This is a genomic window from Nocardia speluncae NBRC 108251 (assembly GCF_001613245.1).
Classification (GTDB): Bacteria; Actinomycetota; Actinomycetes; order Mycobacteriales; family Mycobacteriaceae; genus Nocardia; species Nocardia speluncae.
This window is the reverse complement of sequence record NZ_BDBZ01000026.1, coordinates 1-18,875: the sequence shown is the minus strand read 5'-3', so window position 1 is coordinate 18,875 and position 18,875 is coordinate 1. Positions and strand designations below refer to the sequence as shown.

At 66.3% G+C, this 18,875-nt stretch carries 17 protein-coding genes; 6 read left to right on the top strand and 11 right to left on the bottom strand.

The genetic code is table 11. The features are described 5' to 3' along the window. Positions 1-169: 169 nt before the first annotated feature. The 7 genes from NS6_RS21670 to NS6_RS21640 are packed head-to-tail and all read right to left on the bottom strand — an operon-like array spanning position 170 to position 6,784. On the bottom strand, positions 170-1,270 hold the full coding sequence (locus NS6_RS21670) for an MCE family protein (RefSeq protein ID WP_068044595.1): 1,101 nt from the start codon (positions 1,268-1,270) through the stop codon (positions 170-172). Then, complete coding sequence (locus NS6_RS21665) at positions 1,267-2,277, bottom strand: MCE family protein (RefSeq protein WP_068044603.1); 1,011 nt, start codon at positions 2,275-2,277, stop codon at positions 1,267-1,269. The genes NS6_RS21670 and NS6_RS21665 overlap by 4 nt, the downstream gene beginning before the upstream one ends. Then, complete coding sequence (locus NS6_RS21660) at positions 2,277-3,299, bottom strand: MCE family protein (protein ID WP_068044594.1); 1,023 nt, start codon at positions 3,297-3,299, stop codon at positions 2,277-2,279. The genes NS6_RS21665 and NS6_RS21660 overlap by 1 nt, the downstream gene beginning before the upstream one ends. Next, positions 3,299-4,768 carry an MCE family protein gene (locus NS6_RS21655; protein WP_068044591.1) on the bottom strand — a complete coding sequence of 490 codons (1,470 nt, stop codon included), beginning with the start codon at positions 4,766-4,768 and terminating at the stop codon, positions 3,299-3,301. The genes NS6_RS21660 and NS6_RS21655 overlap by 1 nt, the downstream gene beginning before the upstream one ends. Positions 4,769-4,775: 7 nt before the next feature. Beyond that, on the bottom strand, positions 4,776-5,639 hold the full coding sequence (locus NS6_RS21650; RefSeq protein ID WP_068044589.1) for an ABC transporter permease: 864 nt from the start codon (positions 5,637-5,639) through the stop codon (positions 4,776-4,778). Between the two features lies 1 nt (position 5,640). Next, entirely contained in the window at positions 5,641-6,501 is an 861-nt protein-coding gene (locus NS6_RS21645; protein WP_068044586.1) for an MlaE family ABC transporter permease, read from the bottom strand. A 58-nt stretch (positions 6,502-6,559) separates the two neighbouring features. Further along, positions 6,560-6,784, bottom strand: a complete 225-nt coding sequence (locus NS6_RS21640) for a hypothetical protein (protein WP_068044583.1) — start codon at positions 6,782-6,784, stop codon at positions 6,560-6,562. 275 nt (positions 6,785-7,059) lie between these two features. On the opposite strand from NS6_RS21640, the gene NS6_RS21635 reads away from it, so the two are divergent. The 4 genes from NS6_RS21635 to NS6_RS21620 all read left to right on the top strand — a co-directional run bounded on the left by NS6_RS21635 (position 7,060) and on the right by NS6_RS21620 (position 11,462). Beyond that, a complete protein-coding gene (locus NS6_RS21635; protein WP_068044581.1) occupies positions 7,060-7,992 on the top strand; it encodes an oxygenase MpaB family protein in 933 nt (310 codons plus the stop codon). Positions 7,993-8,347: 355 nt separating this feature from the next. Then, a complete protein-coding gene (locus NS6_RS21630) occupies positions 8,348-9,670 on the top strand; it encodes an ABC transporter substrate-binding protein (RefSeq protein WP_068044580.1) in 1,323 nt (440 codons plus the stop codon). Next, the gene (locus NS6_RS21625; protein WP_084471276.1) at positions 9,667-10,620 is read left to right on the top strand and encodes a carbohydrate ABC transporter permease; all 954 of its coding nucleotides are present in this window, start codon (positions 9,667-9,669) and stop codon (positions 10,618-10,620) included. The genes NS6_RS21630 and NS6_RS21625 overlap by 4 nt, the downstream gene beginning before the upstream one ends. After that, a complete protein-coding gene (locus NS6_RS21620) occupies positions 10,617-11,462 on the top strand; it encodes a carbohydrate ABC transporter permease (protein WP_068044600.1) in 846 nt (281 codons plus the stop codon). The genes NS6_RS21625 and NS6_RS21620 overlap by 4 nt, the downstream gene beginning before the upstream one ends. Before the next feature lie 594 nt (positions 11,463-12,056). Here the strand turns inward: NS6_RS21620 and mftG are convergent. From mftG to mftA, 4 genes are all read right to left on the bottom strand, one after another. Then, a complete protein-coding gene (gene mftG, locus NS6_RS21615; RefSeq protein WP_068044576.1) occupies positions 12,057-13,520 on the bottom strand; it encodes a mycofactocin dehydrogenase MftG in 1,464 nt (487 codons plus the stop codon). 14 nt (positions 13,521-13,534) lie between these two features. Further along, positions 13,535-14,935, bottom strand: coding sequence for a mycofactocin biosynthesis glycosyltransferase MftF (mftF, locus tag NS6_RS21610; protein WP_068044574.1), 1,401 nt, complete (start codon positions 14,933-14,935; stop codon positions 13,535-13,537). A gap of 195 nt (positions 14,936-15,130) precedes the next feature. Further along, positions 15,131-16,636 (bottom strand): mycofactocin radical SAM maturase, encoded by a 1,506-nt coding sequence (mftC, locus tag NS6_RS21605; protein ID WP_084471278.1) that lies wholly within the window; start codon positions 16,634-16,636, stop codon positions 15,131-15,133. An 11-nt stretch (positions 16,637-16,647) separates the two neighbouring features. Further along, positions 16,648-16,797 (bottom strand): mycofactocin precursor MftA, encoded by a 150-nt coding sequence (gene mftA / locus NS6_RS21600; protein WP_063916007.1) that lies wholly within the window; start codon positions 16,795-16,797, stop codon positions 16,648-16,650. Positions 16,798-17,072: 275 nt separating this feature from the next. Between mftA and mftR2 the strand changes: the two genes are divergently transcribed. Together mftR2 and NS6_RS21590 are read left to right on the top strand one after the other, a co-directional pair. Next, complete coding sequence (gene mftR2 / locus NS6_RS21595) at positions 17,073-17,717, top strand: mycofactocin system transcriptional regulator MftR2 (RefSeq protein ID WP_245669450.1); 645 nt, start codon at positions 17,073-17,075, stop codon at positions 17,715-17,717. Between the two features lie 66 nt (positions 17,718-17,783). Beyond that, positions 17,784-18,839, top strand: a complete 1,056-nt coding sequence (locus NS6_RS21590; protein ID WP_033246932.1) for a ferredoxin--NADP reductase — start codon at positions 17,784-17,786, stop codon at positions 18,837-18,839. Positions 18,840-18,875: the final 36 nt, after the last annotated feature.

The following is an 18,875-nucleotide window of genomic DNA, read 5'->3' as shown; positions in this document are numbered from 1 at the left end:
CGGATGGCCCACCGTATCCCTTCCCCCATGGCCGACTCCACCCCGCCACGACCGGTCCCCCAACCCGTCCATTCGCCACTGGCCCCCTCCGCCCCCACCCGGCTGGTCCTGCGAACCCACTTCGACCGCATGCCCCCGCTCCGCCGGATGCGGTCCGGAAAAATCCAGCTCATTGCGTCAACCCCAGCAGCGCGGCGGTGATCCCGAAATCGGGACCGAAATCCTGGACCCGGCCGGTGCGGCACCCGTCGGCGCGCAGCTGGATCCGTTCGCAGAAGGTGGACAGCACCTCATTGTCCAGTAGCGCCTTGTCCAGCAGCCCGTGCACCCGGAAGGCCCGGTGTTCGTGGCTCACACCGTTGGCCAGGTTTTCGAAGAACAGTGGGCCCACATCCACCAGTTCGGTGAGACCGCGGGCGTTGGCCCGCATCTGGGCGGTGATGGTGACGAACCGTTGCAGTGCGCCCGCCAGCTGGTCCCGGTTCTGCCCGACGAGGGTCGAGGTGTTGTCGACGAAATCGTTCAACTGCACGAGCACCGCGTGCAGGCCCGGCGACTGCTCGCCCATCAACTGCACCAGTTCGGTGAGCCGGGCGCTGAAATCGCGGACGGTCTGGTCGTTCTGGGCGACGACCTGGGTGATTTCGTTCAGTTCGATGATGGTGTTGGCGATCTGATCCTTGTTTGCGAAGGTCACCTCGAACGCGGCGGACAGATCGTCGAGCGTTTCGCGCAGGCGGTCACCGTTACCTTCGAGCAGCGGGAAAAGCACCCGGCTGGCCAGCGGTCCGACCTCGTTGTCACCTTTGAGCGCAGCACCGAGCTGGTCGAAGTTCTCCAGGATCCGGTCGAGCTCCACCGGTACCCGCGTCCGCTCCAGTGGGATATGTGCACCATCGGTGAGAGTGGGCCCGGCACCGCTGTAGGCCGGGGCGAGTTCGACATGCCGGTTGGTGATCAGCTGCGGGGAGATCAGCGCGGCCATCGCCTCGGCCGGTACTTCGACATCCTTGTCCAGGGCCATGGTGACCTCGACATAGCTTCCGCGCGGAGTCACGGTTTCCACCCGCCCCACCGGCACACCGAGCACGGCGACCTCGTTACCTGCGTACAGTCCGGCGACATTCTCGAAATCGGCGCTGATCCGGATATGTTCGCCCAGATACTGTTCCGGTAGCCCGGCGATACTGTCGGGCAGTACCGCACAGCCGGCCGCGCAGAGTCCGGCGATTCCGGCGGCGACCACGCGCGCGATCCTCCGCACCCTCATTTGCCACACCCCTCGACGACCTGCGCGAAGCACAGCCAGTTGTCCGGTAGGAACCAGGGCGCCCACACATCGGCGTAGGGCCCGTTGCCCAGCACATTGTTGAACTGCCGCAGGGTGACCGGCATGATCTCGTACAGCCGGTCCAGGTTGTCCCTGTTCTTCTCCAGACCCTGCGTCATGGTGTCGAGGTTCTGGATCAGCGGTCCGAGCCGGCCGTTGTTCTCCAGCCCCATATCCCGCAGCAGGCCCGACAGTGCGGCAACGTTGTCCAGCAGCCGGCGCAGCATGTCCTGACGCACGGCCACCGCGTTGCCGATCGCCTCCCCGCGGGTGAGCAGCATGAGCACGCTGTTCTGGTTGTCGGCCACCAGCTGCGATACCTGGTCCATGCTCTTGAGCAGCAGGTCGACCTCGTCACGCCGGGCATTGATCACCTCGGCCAGCGAACCGATCGAATCCAGTGCGGTCACCGCGAGCTCCGGCGAATCTCCCATCTGCCGGGAGAAGACATCCAAGGCCTGGCGTAGTTTGCCGGGGTCGATCCGCTCGATCCGCTCGAACGACGATTTGTAGGTGGGATCCTGGATCACTTTGGCCAGGTTGTACGGCACGGCGGTATTGGCCAGCGGGATCCGGTTGTCCGGCGATTCCGCTCCCGCGCCCGGGATCAGTTCGATATGCAACCGGCCGAGGATGGTGGTCATCTCGATCGCCGCACGGGCGTCGGTGGCCACCCGGATGTCGCGGCTGATCTTCATCTCGACCTCGACCTTGTCGCCGGCCAGCCGCACCGCACGCACCTCGCCGACCTCGATACCCGAAACATCCACCGTGGCCCCTGCCCGCATCCCCGCGGCCTGCGCGAATTCCGCGACCACGGTCTTGTCGGTGAGCCGCATCTGCGAGAGCACACCGGACCCGCCGACCAACAGCGCCACCGCGGCCGCGGCGATCACCCCCTGCCACAGGAAGCGATTGTGCGCGAGCGGTATTCGTAACCTCACCATCAGCGGCACACCTCCGATTGCGAATCGCCGCCGATCTGGGAGAACAGTCCGGGCGGGAACAGCACACCCCACAGCGAGACGTCCAGGTTGCAGATATAGGCGTTGCCGTAGGCGCCGTAGCCGGTGAACCGGGCCAGGCCGTTGAGGACGTTCGGCAGTTCGATCGCCGCCCGGTCCAGCGCGGCGCCGTTGAGCAGCAGCAGTTCCACCGCCGTGGTCGCCTCGTCCTGCGCCAGCGCAATATCCGGCTTGACCGTGCTGATCAGATCGGTCAGCGAATCGGTGGAACGTGCCACCGTATCCACCGAAGCCTTCAGGGTCTCGCCTTCGGCGTACAGGGCGTCCATCAGGCCCCTGGTCTGGGTTATCAGTGTTTCCAGTTCGTGGCTGCGGTTGGCCAGCCCGGCGATCACACTGCTCAGGTTGGTGATCACCGCGCCCAGGATCTCGTCCCGTTCACCGAAGGTGGTGGCCAGTTCCGCGGCCTGGGTGATGAGCGCGCTCAGCGAAACCCCGTCGCCCTGCAACGCCTGGACCAAGGTATCGGACAGCGAATTGATCTGGTCCGGTTGCAGCACGCTGAACAGCGGTTCGAACCCGGACAGCAGCGCCGATACATCGAAGGAGGGTTCGGTGCGCTCCACCGGAATATGCGAACCCGGCGCGACCTGCGCACCTTTCTCCTGGCCCGGCAAGAGCGCGATATACCGCTGCCCGATCAGGTTCTGATACCGCACCAGCGCCCTGGTGGTGTCGGTGAGCCGCTGCCGTTCCGCGATCCGCAGTACCAGCCGGGCCTTGTAATCCGGTTCGAACTCGATCGCATCGATCCGGCCCACCCGCACCCCGGCCATCCGCACATCGTCGCCGACGCGTACGCCCATCACATCGGTGAAGGTGGCCGAATAGGTTTCGGTCTCCCCCGGCACCGACCGTTGCAGCGTGGACCAGATGGTGTAGGTCAGCACGATCGCGATTACCGCGAAAACACTGAAACCGGCGATTGTCCGCGCCAGGCGCATCAGGCGGCCCCCTCGGAGTAGACGTCGATCGTGCCGCCCGCCAGCACGGGAGTGAGCAGCAGTAATTCGGATGTGGTGGGTTGGCGGCCGAGCAGCGCGGCGACAGCGGCGTGCCCGCGTAACCGGGAGATCGGCTGCCCGGCCGGCGCCGCCGCGGGGGCCGGCCGGCCCGGCGGTACAGCTTGTCCCGGCGGGGCCGGTGGTCCCGCGGGCGCCGGGAACAGGGGCGCGGTGATTCCCGGAATGGCGGGCAGGATCGGCAGACCGGGCAGTACCGGCAGACCGGGGATCTGCGGTAGCGCGGGATTCGGTGCGGGGGCCGCGGGTAGCTCCGGTTTCGGGCCCGCTCCAGGCAGCCACCCCGGCAGCAGATTCGGCGGGTACTGCTGCACCGGGGCCACCTGGGGAACCGACGGACCACCGCAGCGCGGACCGGCCATCTCCCCGTAGCGGGGGCAGTCCTTCGCCGTGTACTGCTGGAACGGGGTAAACGACACATCCAGGCTCCAGCGCATCTGCCGCTGCGCTCCCCAGCCGAATGCGCCCGACAGGTTCCCGAGCGCGGTATTGAGATCGGCGACGGCGGTCGGGATCGCCTCCGGATCCTGTGCCAGCGCCCCGAACAGGCCGTCCAGCCCGGGCACCAATTCCTTGGCCGCGTCCGGGTTCCGGGCGAACAGGCTGTTCACCGAATCCACCGCACCGCCGGCGTTGGCGAGCATGGTGACGAGGTTCTCCCGCCGTTCGGTGACGGTGCGCGCGGTGGTCACCGATTCGGAGAGCACACCCACCAGTTCCGGCGCCGATTCGCTCAATGCGGTGGTCGCGCGGCCCAGGTCACCCAGCAATTCCCCGACGCCCTCGATAGTGCGCATCTCGGTAACCCAGGTGTCCAGCCGCTCGATCGTCGATCCCGGTGCGCGCGCTGCGGGATCGAGCGCTTCGGAGAAGGTGGCCAGTACCCGGCCCAGCTTTTCGGGCTGCATCTTGTCCAGCACGTCACGCAGCACGGTGAGCGTGGTCTGCAATTGGACCGTGCCCGCGCTGGTGTCCTCGGCGATTTCGGCGCCGGCGGCCAAGCGGCCCGGTGTGACGCCGTTGTCCACGAGTTCGATACCGGTGACCCCGAACAGGTTGTTCGGGACGACCCGCGCGGTGACGTTGTCCGGAATGGTCGGTGCGATCCGGGAATCCAGGTCGATCGCGACTTGTTGCCGTTTCCCGGCGGCGACCACGTCCACAGCGGATACCGCCCCGACGACCATGCCCCGGAACTTCACATCCGCGCGCTCCGGCAGTCCGTCGCCGGTACTGGTGAGCACCGCCCGCACCAGGACACTGTCCTCGAAACGTCCCGTATATCGCAGACCGAGCAGGCCCAGCAGCACCGCCAGAACGGTCAGCATCACCAGACCCGCCACGGTCATATGCCACGGCCGCGGCCCCCGGCCGCTGTGATCGACGATCATCGACGCCTCACCCCGAAATCCGGAAACCGGGGTCGATACCCCAGATCGCCAGTGTCAAGAACAGATTCGCGAACACCATCACGACGATCACCATCTTGATCGCCTGCCCGGCCGCCACTCCGACACCTTCGGGACCGCCGGCCGCGAAGAAGCCGTAGTAACACTGGATGAACGTGGCCAGCAGGACGAACACCACAACCTTGAGCAGCGAGAAGAACAGGTCCGGGCCGAGCAGGAACTGGTAGAAGTAGTGGTCGTAGGTGCCCGCGGAGGTCCCGCCCAGCACCAGCACCGACAGTTTCGTGGCCAGGTATGCCGCCGCCAGGCCCACGCTGTAGAGGGGGATGATGGTCAGGGTCGCCGCGATCATCCGGGTGGTCATCAGGTAGGGCAGCGGGCGGATGGCGATGGATTCCAGTGCGTCGATCTCCTCGGCGATCCGCATCGACCCCAGTTGCGCGGTGAATCGGCAGCCCGCCTGGATCGCGAAGGCGAGTGTGGCAAGAATCGGCGCTAACTCGCGGGTGGTCGCGAACCCGGATATCGCCCCCGTGAGCGGGCCCATCGTCAGCAGGTTCAGTGCGCTGAAGGCCTCCATTCCCACGGTGATTCCGCCGAAACCGCACAGAATGATCACCACACCGACGGTGCCGCCACCGACGACCAGCGAGCCGTTTCCCCACCCGACATCGGCGGTCAACCGCAGCACTTCCTTGCGATAGTGCTTCAGCACGAAGGGGATCGCGAACAGCGCCTGGACGAAGGTGATCCCCTGGTGACCCAGCCGCCGGTTGGCGTCCACCGGCACCGCCGCCGCGGAGGCCACCATCCGGACCGGTTTGAGCGCCGGCGGCGTATAGGGAGTACCCACCTCAGATCACCTTCGCCGGGAAGACGGTGTTGTACACCTGCGTGATGATGATGTTGGTAGCGAACAGCATCAGCGCCGACGAGACCACCGCCGAGTTCACCGCATTCGCCACCCCACCGGGCCCGCCTTCCGCGTGCAGGCCGATATCGCAGGCGATGATCGCGGTCAGTACCCCGAAGATCGCCGATTTGACCAGCGCCACCGCCATATCGTCGGCCACCGCGAAGGAGGCGAACGAGCCGATGAACGATCCCGGTGTGCCCGATTGGGCGTAGACATTGAACATGTAGGCGGTCGCGAATCCGACGAACACGATGAACCCGCACAGCAGCATGCTCACCACCACGGCCGCCACCAGCCGTGGCGCCACGAGTCTCCGGACGGGGTCGACCCCCATCACCATCATCGCGTCGATCTCTTCCCGGATGGTGCGCGAGCCGAGGTCGGCGCAGATGGCCGAACCGACCGCGCCCGCGATCATCAGCGAGGTCACCAGCGGGGCGCCCTGGCGGATGATGCCCAGGCCCGCGACCGCGCCGATGAACGTGGTGGCGCCGACCTGGTTCACCAGCGCACCGATCTGGATGGACACCACGACCGCGATCGGCATGGCGACGAAAATGGTGGGCGCGGCCGAAACATTCGCCATGAACCCGCACTGTTTCGCGAACTCGGCGAACGGGAAGCGGCGGGCGGCGACCGATTTCACCGTTTCCACCACAGCCTCGCGCCCCAGCGTGACCTGACGGCCGAGGGTTTCCAAGGAGCGCTGGGGGTGGCGCTGCCAGAGACCTTTCAGATCGCGCAGGGCCTGCTCGAGGTCGGTGCGCTGCTCCGGCTCGTTCTTTCCGGTGGTCACCATGGCAGTTCCGGTCCGGTCGTATCGAGGTCACGGTCGATGAGCCATACCAGCGCCGTCATCAGGTCATCGTCACGTTCGAGAAGGTGAGCACCGGCCAGCACACGATCGAACCCAGGAACGAAATGATCACGTCCAGACCGTGCATCTCGCGCAGATGCGAGGTGTGGGTGAGCGTCCAGACGATTCCGATGATTCCGTACGGGATTGCGAGGATGATGAGGGTGCCGAGGAATTCCGACACCTTCATCTCATAGCCGAGTATGCGATCCAGCCGTTTGAGCATGCTGCGCTCCTTCCTTGTCCGGCCGTTTCGCGCCCTCCCCACCGGGGAACGTCTGAGACGGCCGGGTCGGAGCGGTATGTTACGCACGATTCACGTCGCGGTGGAAGGTTTTCGCAAAGATCCCTGGTCGACAATAGGGGCTTGAAACCTGTTCTAGGCGTGTTTCTTGCCAAGGTCAAGTACGCATAAGTTAGCGACCGTTCCTTCATACCCAGTGACGGTCGGCGGAATTTGGAGTAACTTAGACCACACCGGATCTCTGGGGAAGGACACTCATGACCGCCGCAGCACACCCCTGGCAACCCGACAGCCGGCACGGCCCGCCGCCCGGAAATCAGTTGCCGCTGACCACCGAGCAGACCCGGATCCGGATCGGCACCACCCATCGCCCCTTCACCAAGCGCCCCCTGCAACTGACCGACGCCCTCGACTTCTGGCAGTTCGCCGGCGCCGCCGCGAACGTGATCATGCAGATGGCCCACCCCGGCGTCGGCTACGGCGTCGCCGAGAGCACAGTGGAATCGGGTTCGCTGATGAAGCGCCCCTGGAAGCGTGCCCGCACCACCACCCAATACCTGGCCGTCGCCATCCTCGGCGACGACGAGGAGAAGAGGGCCTTCCGCGAGGCGGTGAACGTCGCTCACCGCCAGGTACGTTCCGAACCCGGTGCCCCGGTGAAATACAACGCCTTCGACCGCAACCTGCAGCTCTGGGTCGCGGCCTGCCTCTACGTCGGCTTCGAGGACACCTACCAGCTCCTGTCCGGAAGGATGAACCCGGAACAGAACGAGGCGTTCTACCGCTCCTCGTCCTCGTTGGGCACCACCCTTCAAGTCACCGAGGATATGTGGCCGGCCACCCGCGCCGAGTTCGACGAATACTGGAACCAGGCGTGCGCAGACGCCGTCCTCGACGACTACGTCCGCGCCTATCTCGGCGATCTACTGAACCTCCGGATGATCCACTGGTACCTGCGCATACCGTTCCGTGGCCTGTTGCGCTTCCTCACCATCGGCTTTCTCGCCCCCTATTTCCGCGAACAGATGCAGGTCGAATGGACCGCCGCTGATCAGCGCCGCTTCGAAAAGCTCTTCCACTTCGTCGGTTTCGTCAACCGCTTCATCCCGCGTTTCCTCCGCCACGGCGGCAGCCACGCCCTCATGGCCGATGTCCGCCGCCGGATCAGGAAACAGAAGAACCTCATCTGAACCCGGCCGGCCACAGTCACCTCCAGCACCGACGGCTGCGGTCGCCGGCACACGGGTCGACGGCCTGAGCCGAATACTGACCCGGCGACTATCCGCGCTGCCCATGGCGCCGACCACACCGCAGCGACAGGCCGCGAACGTCGTGCGCTCACCGCCACCACAGGAGGCGGGTCTCGCCGCCCGGAACGCCGGGCAAAGTTCGGAGCCGGTGAGTCGTTCGAGCCGATCCGCGGTTCGGCGTTGGACAATCTGCTTACCGCACGCCCCCGAACAGGGCGTGCGGTACAAGATCCACGATTCCCGATCCGGACGATTCTGCGCGACCGAGCGCGGCGCAGGAACGAGGTGACGCGGCGTGCAGGAGCATGGACCGGCTGTGGGCCGGCGCGAGTTCCTGCGTATCGCCGGTGGGATCGGCGCCTCGCTGGCGGTTCCGGCGCTGAGCGGATGCAGCGACGCGGACGACGCGCTGACATTCTTCTTCCAGGCCAACCCCGACGAGGCCGACGGCCGGCAGCGGGTGATCGACGAGTTCGCCCGCCGGTATCCGGATATCCGGGTGCGGACCCTGCTGTCGGGACCCGACCCCATGCAGCAGATGCTCACCTTCTGCGCGGGTGGCAAATGCCCGGACGTGCTGATGGCCTGGGAGCAGACCTATGCCGGACTCGCCGACCGCGGCGTCCTACTGGACCTGAACACCATGCTCGAGCGCGATCCCTCCTTCGCCGCCGAACTGGGGGCCGACAGTGTCACGGCGCTGTACGACACCTTCCGTTTCAAGGGTGGGCAGTACGCACTGCCGGAGCAGTGGTCGGGGAACTTCCTGTTCTACAACCGGAAACTGTTCGACGAGGCCGGGCTGCGTGCGCCCGGATGCTGGGATGACGCCTGGAGCTTCGCCGAATTCCTGGATATCTGCCAGGCGCTCACCGAACGTGAGCGGTCGGGACGCGTCGGGCAGTGGGGGTTCGCCGATACCTGGGTGCCGTACTATTCGGCCGGTTTGTTCGCCATCAACAACGGCGCCGAATGGACCAGCCCGCGCACCGTCCCGGACCGCACGACCTTCGCCGACGATGCGTTCATCGAGGGCGTCCAGTTCTACGCCGACCTGGCAACCAGGCACGAGGTGGCGCCGACTCCGGCGGATCAGCAGTCGATCTCGACCATGGATCTGTTCACGCAGGGCAAGGCGGCGCTCGCCATGGGCGGCCACTGGCGCTACCAGACCTTTGCGGCCGCCGAGGAGCTGGATTTCGATATCACGGCACTACCGGTTGGTCCGAATGGTCATGGGGCAAGGTCGAATATCGGTACTACCGGCCTGGCCATATCCGCCGACAGCCCACGGAAGGAGCAGGCCTGGGAGTTCTTGAAGTTCGCGGCGGGGCCGGCCGGGCAGGCCGTTGTGGCGGAGTCCGGGCTTTTCGTCCCGGCCGGGAAATCCGCCGTGCGCTCACGCGGGTTCGCCGGAGCGCACAGCGATATCGAGAACCTGAACATTCTCGTCGAGGGGCCGGCGCGCTCCGCGCCGCTACCGGTCACCGCGTCGTGGGCGCGGATCGATGCCCTGATGGATCGCTATCTGGGGCCCGTGCTCCGCGGCACCAGGCCCGCGACATCGCTGAAGAACCGACTCGCGCCCGAAGCCGACGAGGTGCTGCGCAACCAATGACCGCTACCGAGAAGACCGTCCACGCGAAACCACCCCCGCCCGAACCTGCCCCGGCACGGCGGCCCTCGGAGCTTGCCGTGCGCCGGGCCCGGGCGGCGCGCTTGTTCATCGCGCCCAACCTGCTGGCTGTGCTGATATTCCTGCTGTTCCCCTTGGGTTTCTCGTTCTATCTGAGCTTTCAGGAGTGGGATCTGTTCGGCCCGATCCGGTTCACCGGACTCACGAACTTCCGCCGGTTGCTCACTGCCGACCCACTGTTCGCCATCGCCCTGCGGAACACGATCGTCTTCACGCTCGGCACCTTGCTACCGACCGTGGCGATAAGCCTCGTCGTCGCCGCGGCGCTGAACCGGCGGATCAAGGGGATCACTTTCTTCCGGGCCGTCATGTTCCTGCCGCTGGCGGTGTCGAGTGTGGTGATGGCGGTGATCTGGCGTTTCGTCTTCGATACCAACAACGGGTTGCTCAATACGATGCTCGGCTGGGCCGGAATCGGGCCGGTGCCGTGGTTGGTGGACCCGTGGTGGGCGATGGTCTCGGTCTGCCTGGTCACCACGTGGAAGAGCGTCCCGTTCGCGACGGTTGTCCTGCTCGCCGCGATGCAAGGGGTGCCGGACGAGCTGTACGAGGCGGCGGAGATCGACGGCGCGGGCGCCGTCCGGCGTTTCTTATCGATCACCGTACCGCTGATCCGGGGCGCGCTGTCGTTCGTCCTGGTGGTCTCGATCATCAACGCGGTACAGGCCTTCGACCAGATCTATGTCCTCACCGGCGGCCACGGCGGGCCCGAGACCGGCACCTACGTCCTCGGCATCATGATCTTCCAGAACGCGTTCGCGTTCGGTGACGCCGGCTATGCCTCCGCCATCGCGTGGCTGGTCTTCGTGGTTCTGCTGGCCCTCACCGGCGCGCACGTGTGGTTCTCGCGCAAGAACGCGGCGGAGTCGTGAGGGCGGCGCAGTGGCGGCCGACCCGGGCTCTCGGCCGGGCGGCAGCTCTCTACCTGGCCCTCATCGCGATGGCCTGGTGCTCCCTGTTGCCGATCCTGTGGGCGCTGGCGGGTTCGCTGAAGCGACAGTCCGAAGTCACCACCCCGGCCTTGTTTCCCCGGGATCCGCAGTGGTCCAACTACGGAGCGGTTTTCGAGCTGATGCCGTTCGGCCGGATGTTTCTCAACACCATCGTCTACGCGGGATGTATCACCGCCGGCCAGGTCTTCTTCTGTTCGCTGGCCGGGTACGCGTTCGCCCGGCTGCGCTTCCGCGGCCGGGAGGTCCTGTTCGTGGCCTATCTCGCGACGCTCATGGTCCCGCTCACGGTGACCGTTGTTCCGCAGTTCCTGCTCATCCGCACCCTGGGCTGGGCGGATACCCCCTGGGCGCTGATCGTGCCGGGCCTGTTCGGCAACGCCTTCGGCACCTATCTGATGCGGCAGTTCTTCCGGACGCTGCCCACCGAACTCGAAGAAGCCGCGGTACTCGACGGCTGCTCACCGTGGCAGATCTACTGGCGGGTGCTGTTGCCGAACGCCAAACCGGCGGTCATGGTGCTGGCGGTACTCACCTGGGTGAATGTCTGGAACGATTTTCTGTGGCCGCTGGTGATGATCCAGCGCGAGGACATCTCCACTGTCACCCTCGGATTGGTGTGGATGCAGGGCCAGTACGTGTCGAATTGGCCGGTGCTGATGGCCGCGTCGATACTCATCCTGTTCCCGCTGCTGCTGGTCTACCTGCTCGCGCAGAAGGCGTTCGTCCGCGGTATCACCCTGTCCGGCCTCGGCGGTCGATAGACCGGATCTTCGCAGGACAACGGGGGTCGCGGAAAGTTCGCTGGGACCTTCCGCACCGGCGCCGTACCTTCCCCGGTGTTCGGCGCCGGGTGCGGATTCCCGGGGGCCGGATCGCGTTGCCGCGCCGGGCCTCCCAGGGGACCAGAGTACTTGCTCGGCGGTGGATTACCGGGTAGATCCGGCCGGGGTGTCGGAAATGGGGACGCAATATTGCACGGCGGCACTTGGTATTTCGCCCGGCCCACCCGGTGAGCTGTATCCCCGACCGATACAGCTCACCTACCAGACCGGTTGCCCCGGCGCAGGCTGTCGAGGTGCGGCGAAAGCCGGTGACCGCACCCGCGGGCGGGCGGCGCGCTGCCGGGATTCGTGGCCGCGACGGAACACGCGCTCCGGGCAGCGAGGCACCCGACCGGCGTACCGCACCGGAGGAAAGTACCGTAGCGGAACCGGTGGCGCCACCCGGCCGAGCTGCGTCGTTGTCATGAGCCTGCCGCCCGGCCCGGCTCCGTTAGCGCGACAGTAGCCGGTGCATGTACCGAATAGCATGGAGTGCCTCCGAGACATCCAGTGCGCCATTGTTTCCGGTCGGGCTCAGCGCAGATCCGCCGTGGCGCGTTCGGCGAGCAGAAGCACCGTCGCGTGCGGACCCCGGCTGAGGGGTACCGGCACCACCGAGAGATCGACCACCGACAGCCCGTCCACACCGTGCACCCGGCACCGCTCGTCGACCACCGCTCGGGGATCGTCGGACCGGCCCATCCGGCAGGTACCGGCCAGATGCTGGGAGCTGCCGAGGCGTTCGTACAGCCAGTGATCGGATATCGCGCCCTCGTCCGTCCCGCCGGACCAGTCCGCCGACATCACGTCCAGGATTTTGCCGGCCAGTCCCACCGCAGCCCGCAGGCGCGAACGGTCGGCGGCCGTCGCCAGATAATTCTGTTCGATCAGCGGTGGCGTGAACGGGTCGGAGCCCGTCAGCCGAAGGCGGCCCGAACTGGTAGGCCGCATCAAGGTGACACCCATCCGGTGCACCCCGGGAGCGAAGGCGACCGTATAGGGCCGGATCTCGATATCGTCGAAACCCAGCACGTATTCCAGCGGAACCGCACCGACCGCGGGAGCCGGATGGCGGTACTCGATACCGATCTCGGGGTGGTCGACCGTCCACCGGCCGACCGGCGCCGCGACGATCACCGGAATCCCCAGCTCCGCGAGCTGATCGGCGGGCCCGATACCGGAACGCAGAAGCAGCGCGGCGGATTCGATCGCGCCGGCGCACAGTACGACCCGATCGGCGTGGATCGTTTCCGGTTTCCCCTCGATCAGGCAATCCGCCCCGACGACCCGGTCCCCCGCGAACCGCAGGCGGGTCGCCAGGGTGTCGCCCTGCACGATCAGGTTCGGACGCGACAGTGCGGGCAGGAGATAGGAGTGGGCGGGGCCGAGGCGCCGATGCCGTCCCGAAGAATCCGCCGCGCCGATCGTGCACGGCACCGGACCGACACCCGTATCCGGCCCGCCGGGCATCGAATTCCAGTCGGGTACCTCGCCGAAACCGAGATCCAGGCAGGTCGTGGCAAATTCCTGGGCCAGTCGGCTGGGCCGGGCGATCCGGCGGACCGGCACGGGACCCGTCCGGCTGTGCCCGGGGTAGTCGCCGTAGTCCTCGTCGTTCTCCAGCGAACGGAAGAACGGCAGCACTTCCTCGAAGTCCCAGGCGCGCGTGCCCGCCTCCCGGCTCCAGGCCGCGAAATCGCGCGCCGCGGCCCGGATGAAGTAGCAGCCGTTCACCGCACCCGAACCGCCGATCCCGCGACCACGCACGATCTGTCCCGGAAGTTCCGGAGTGAGCGCCACGGGATACCGCCACAGCCACGGTGCCTCGCCGCCCACCGGCAGCGCGGCGCTGTCGGCGAGTTCGGGCGGGAATTCCGCCGCCGACCGGCGAGGGCTACCGGCTTCCACGAGCCGCACGGTACGCCCCGGATCCTCGCTGAGCCGCGCGGCCAGCACCGAACCGGCGCTTCCGCCACCGATGATCAGCGTGTCCACCATGGTGCCCGGCCCCGCTATCGGGGTGGGGCGGTGGGTCTCAAAGCGGCCGGGCTGCCGGCCCGCCACGCACCCAGCCATAGCCCGGTGCCGTACCCGATATCGTCGATCCGCCGGAACGCGATATAGCGCATCGGGTCCAGACCTCCCGGCTCGCGATGGGTGTACCAGTCGACGGCGCCCTCGGCGAGCGCCAGGGTCAGCGCGGTCTGGCGGACCCGGCGGGAGAACAGCATCGCCGCAAGGGTTATCGGCCAGTAATGGCGGAACATCGCCGAGGACAGCCGCCACAACCCGGCGAAGAAACCGCGGGCCACATAGATCGCCGCGACCCCGGTCGCGTTGTCCACGCCCGCGAACGCGATCCGCAGCCGGCGCAACGGCACCAGCAGGGTCAGTACCGCGGCCAGTAGTCCCCACCGGCTCCGGGTCGCCAGGAAGATCGCGGACAGCGCGGTCCATTTGGGTATCTGCAGCGGCGAAACCTTTCCGGCGTGCCGCCGGCTCAGCGGCGCGGCGCCGGTACCGTAGAACAGTTTGCGGCGAAACCATTCGCGGAACGAGATCCGGTGATCGTGTGCCACATGCGCGGCCGGTTCGTAGCGCAGCCGCCAGCCCGCGCGTTCCAGCCGCCAGCACAGGTCGACATCCTCGGCCACCTGCATACTTTCGTCGAAACCGCCCTCGGCCTCGAGAACCGTACGCCGCACGAGCAGCGCCGCACTCGGGACATAGGACACGACACCACCGGACTGCACCGCGGATTCCCGGCGCCCCAGGTCCAGGGATGAACGGGTGTGTTCGTAGCGGGCCAGGGTGGTGGATTCCGGGTCCAGCGCGACGATCCGCGGGGCGACCAGCGCCACCTGCGGATCGCTGAAATGCCCCAGCATCACCTCGAGCCAGCCGCTGCGCGGCACCACGTCGGAATCCAGGAAGGCCACGAATTGGGTGGACGCGGCACGCAGGCCGGTATTGCGTGCGGCCGCCGGACCGCGACGCTGCTCGTGGCGTAGCACCTTCACCTGGCACCGGCGACCGTGTTCGTCGGGCACCTGAACCGGTTCGTCGGAACCGTCGTCGACCACGATGACAGTGCGACCGCTCAAGGTTCCCAGGAGCCGCCGCAGACCGGCGGGGTTGTTGTGCAGCGGAACGATGACGGTGACGTCCTCCGGTTTCGGCAGCAGCCGCGGCCGGGGATTGGCGACACCGGAATCCAGTAGCCGTCTGGCAACCACCGCCGATTGCGGGCCGTTCACCTCCAGGTAGCCGTCGCCGATCATCTCCGCAGCCTCGGGAGCGAGGCGCAGCAAACGAGCGGGTGAGCCACCGATCAGGATGCGTCCCCCCGAGTATGCGCGTACCCGTGGGTCGATCCGCACCCCGAATCCGTCGGGCAGGCGATCATGGCGCATTCCACGGATGGTAACTGCCGATTCGTTACGAGACATCAGCAGTCCGGGAAAAAGTGTTTCGTTCGGAAGAAATTTGCCGAACGACGGTGGACACAGTCATGAGATAGGTCACCGGAGCGATAGCACGGACAAGAGGAACCGCCCCGGGCAATGATCCGGCTACCATTGCCCAGGGCGGGTGTCATCGAACAATTCTCACATGAGCGGACTCTCGTCACAGGCACGAGCCGGACGCTTCGCCGGAGGCAGCAACGTCAGCGGCACCGGCCCACCCGAACGCGACCGGCGCGCAGTGGTCTTGCGCGAATGGTCGACAGCCGGACGCGGGATGATCCGTCCGGTATCGGCCAGCGCCGCTTCCCCGTAACCCTGGACGCATTCCGGGTCCGGTCCGTCGGCGGGCAGTCCGGTGAAGAACTTCGCCGCCATACAGCCGCCGCGGCAGGAGTCGTAATGCGCGCATTTGGTGCACGCACCCCCATCGCTGGGTTCGCGCAACTCGTTGAACAGCTCCGAATCCTGCCATACCGTGGCGAAACCGCCGTCGGTGACGACGTTTCCGGCATGGAACCGCTCGTGGATCGCGAACGGGCAGGCGTAGACGTCGCCGAGCGGATCCACCAGGCACACCACCCGGCCGGCGCCGCACATGTTCAGACCCGGCAGGGCCTCACCGTATGCGGACAGGTGGAAGAACGAATCGCCGGTGAGTACACCGTCGCCGTTGCGGACCAGCCAGTCGTAGAGAGTTCGCTGCTGTTCCGGCAGCGGATGCAGTTCGTCCCAGACATCCGCACCGCGGCCCGACGGGCGAAGCCGGGTGAGCCGCAGGGTGGCGCCGTAACGATCGGCGATCTCCTTGAACTGATCGAGCTGGTCGATATTGTGCCGTGTGGCCACCACGGACAGTTTCGCGTCCTTGAATCCGGCGTTCGCCAGATTCTCGAGCGCCCGGATCGCCGTATCGTAGGACCCCGGCCCACGCACCGCGTCGTTCACCTCGGCATCGGCGCCGTCCAGCGAGATCTGGACATCCACATAGTCGCTCGCGGCCAGCCGCTGTGCGATCTCCGGGTTGATTCGCACACCGTTCGTGGAGAACTTCACGCCCACCTGATGGGCGGTCGCGTAGTCCACCAGTTCCCAGAAATCCGGGCGCACGGTCGGCTCACCACCGCCGATGTTCACGTAGAACACCTGCATCCGCTGGAACTCGTCGATCAGTGCTTTGCACTGCTCGGTGCTGAGTTCGTTCGGATCCCGCCGGCCCGAGGACGACAGACAGTGCACGCACGACAGGTTGCATGCGTAGGTGAGTTCCCAGGTGAGGCAGATCGGCGCTGCCAGCCCGGATTCGAACCGATCCACCAGCCGGACCGCCGGATCGGCGGGGCCGACACCGGTGAACGGCGCGGACTCGGGGAGCACGGTCGTTTCCGGTGCCTGCTGGATCATGTCCGATTCGGCCAGATTCGCCAGTGCCTGCACATACGGATCGGCGGCGGAATCCCCGATACCGGCGGCCCGGATGGCCGCGCGGGCCGAGGTGTGCCCGGGCAGGGAGCGCACGATCTCGACGATCCGCGGATTCTTCAGGAACGACAGTTTGCGGGTCCCGAAGTGGTACAGCAGGGCGCCGAACGGTTCCGGCCGCAACGCCACGCGGGGATGTAACTGCCAACGGGTTTCCAGATCGAGCATCTCCGGCCCGATCAGTAGACGCCGCACATACCGTCGATGGACACCTCTTCGATCAGGGTCTCCTCGACGATGGGAGCGTCCTCGCTCGCCTGGTTCTCGACTGTGCCGATCGGTCCGCGGTGATCGGTTTCTGCCGGTCCGAAGGAACGGTTGTCCGCCATGGCTACCTCCACTGATTGGCGCCTGCGCCGGCCAGGGGCTGCCACGACGGTTCCCGCGGTACCGCCTCGGATACCGCCGGTGGGCCGTGGCACAGTGCCGGCGCTGCGGCCGCCGGATGCGACCGCAGTCACACCATAACGTCATACACTGACAAAAAGAAAGAGTTTTCGAGTAATGTGGACGCTCACCCCGGAACGCGACCTCTAGACTGCGGGAGCAAAAGCAGCTGAACAGAACGTGACGGGCGCATGCCGCCCAGCATGTAGAGGTGGCAATGGGAGTCGTGCGAATGCAGACGAGCGGGGGCGGGGGCGGCAGCACCCTCTCGGAGACGGAGATCGTCGAGGCGGCACTCCGGGTCGTGCGTGCCGATGGGGTGGAGAAATTATCCATGCGGCGGCTCTCGCGCGAACTGGGCGTCTCCCCCATGGCTCCCTACTACTACGTGGCCGATAAGCGCGAACTACTCGACCTGGTCGCCACGGCCGCGCTCGCCGGGGTCCGCAAACCTCCACCCGAGTCGGGAACATGGCAGGACCGGCTGATCGATCTACTCGCTCAGATCGACGAACGCCTGCGCCGTCACCCCGGCCTGGGTGACATTCTCATCGAGCAGATGCTCGGTAAACAGCTCGACCTGATCGCCGCGATCATGGAGATCCTCTACGAGGCCGGCTTCGAGGACCGCAACGTCCTGGCCGGTTACGCGACCATCCACACCTACCTGTTCGGCCGCCGCCGGGTGAATCCGCGCAATCTCGACACCCCACCCGATGTGGTGATGCCGGAGCGAGTTGCCCGCGCAATGGAATACCTGCCCGATCTACGCGGCAAATACTCCTACGATTTCGGGGTCGGCGTGCTGGTCGCCGGACTCGAGGGTCAGCTCACTCGACAACAGGCAGCCGGCATAGGCTAAAATTGAAACACGTTCTAGTTTTGCCGTAGGCGGATGCCAACGGCCACCAGGTGTCGAGAGGACGAGATGACCACCGTCGAAGTGCCCCATGGCTCACGATCCGTCGTACTCCGGGTCGCCCAGGTCATCGCGGAAACCACCGACGCGAGCTCGCTGGTCTTCGAGGTACCGGAGCAGGCCCGGGAAAAGTTCAACTACCAGCCCGGCCAGTTCCTCACCCTGCGCATCCCCAGCGACCGCACCGGGTCGGTGGCGCGATGCTATTCCCTGGCCAGTTCCCCCTTCACCGACGACCTGCCGAAGGTCACGGTGAAGCGGACCAAAGACGGATACGGCTCCAACTGGCTCTGCGACAACATCAAACCGGGCGACGAACTGGAAGTCCTTCCGCCCTCGGGTGTATTCACCCCCAAGGACCTCGACGACGAACTGCTCCTCTGCGCCGGCGGCAGCGGCATCACCCCCGTGATGTCGATCCTCAAATCCGCGCTGGACCGCGGCACCGGCCGGATCGTGCTCTTCTACGCCAACCGCGACCCCGAATCGGTCATCTTCGCCACCGAACTACGCGAGCTGGCAGAGAAGAACCCGCAACGGCTGGTCGTCCTGCACTGGCTGGAAACCGTCCAGGGCCTGCCGACGGTCGCCGCGCTCGCCGAACTGTTCCGGCCCTACACCAGCTACGCAGCATTCATGTGCGGACCGAAACCGTTCATGGACGGCGTCCACGACGCCCTCGGCCAACTCGGTGTCCCGCGCAACCGGACCCACGCCGAAATCTTCAACTCCCTTGCCGGCGACCCCTTCGCCGACAGCGCGCCCCTCGAGATCTCCGCGGAGGAAGCCGCCGACGCGGCCACCGTCGAAGTGGAACTGGACGGCGAGGTCCACAACCTCAGCTGGCCGCGGAAACAGACCCTGGTCGACATCATGCTCGACAAAGGTCTCGATGTGCCCTATTCGTGCCAGGAAGGCGAATGCGGATCCTGCGCCTGCACGGTGCTGGAGGGCAAGGTCGAAATGGAGAACGCCGAAATTCTGGATCCCGAGGACATCGAGGCCGGTTATATCCTCGGCTGCCAGGCGCGGCCGGTTACGGATCGTCTGCGCATCCAGTTCTGAAATTTGGAGCCGCTCCGCGGCTCGAGGTCGGGGCCC

Excerpts from the sequence above, each read along its gene's own strand:
- NS6_RS21670 (WP_068044595.1), bottom strand. The coding sequence starts at position 1,270 with ATGAGGGTGCGGAGGATCGCGCGCGTGGTCGCCGCCGGAATCGCCGGA.
- NS6_RS21665 (WP_068044603.1), bottom strand. The coding sequence starts at position 2,277 with ATGGTGAGGTTACGAATACCGCTCGCGCACAATCGCTTCCTGTGGCAG.
- NS6_RS21660 (WP_068044594.1), bottom strand. The coding sequence starts at position 3,299 with ATGCGCCTGGCGCGGACAATCGCCGGTTTCAGTGTTTTCGCGGTAATC.
- NS6_RS21655 (WP_068044591.1), bottom strand. The coding sequence starts at position 4,768 with ATGATCGTCGATCACAGCGGCCGGGGGCCGCGGCCGTGGCATATGACC.
- NS6_RS21645 (WP_068044586.1), bottom strand. The coding sequence starts at position 6,501 with ATGGTGACCACCGGAAAGAACGAGCCGGAGCAGCGCACCGACCTCGAG.
- NS6_RS21640 (WP_068044583.1), bottom strand. The coding sequence starts at position 6,784 with ATGCTCAAACGGCTGGATCGCATACTCGGCTATGAGATGAAGGTGTCG.
- NS6_RS21635 (WP_068044581.1), top strand. The coding sequence starts at position 7,060 with ATGACCGCCGCAGCACACCCCTGGCAACCCGACAGCCGGCACGGCCCG.
- NS6_RS21625 (WP_084471276.1), top strand. The coding sequence starts at position 9,667 with ATGACCGCTACCGAGAAGACCGTCCACGCGAAACCACCCCCGCCCGAA.
- mftG (WP_068044576.1), bottom strand. The coding sequence starts at position 13,520 with ATGGTGGACACGCTGATCATCGGTGGCGGAAGCGCCGGTTCGGTGCTG.
- mftF (WP_068044574.1), bottom strand. The coding sequence starts at position 14,935 with ATGCGCCATGATCGCCTGCCCGACGGATTCGGGGTGCGGATCGACCCA.
- mftC (WP_084471278.1), bottom strand. The coding sequence starts at position 16,636 with ATGCTCGATCTGGAAACCCGTTGGCAGTTACATCCCCGCGTGGCGTTG.
- mftA (WP_063916007.1), bottom strand. The coding sequence starts at position 16,797 with ATGGCGGACAACCGTTCCTTCGGACCGGCAGAAACCGATCACCGCGGA.
- mftR2 (WP_245669450.1), top strand. The coding sequence starts at position 17,073 with ATGGGAGTCGTGCGAATGCAGACGAGCGGGGGCGGGGGCGGCAGCACC.
- NS6_RS21590 (WP_033246932.1), top strand. The coding sequence starts at position 17,784 with ATGACCACCGTCGAAGTGCCCCATGGCTCACGATCCGTCGTACTCCGG.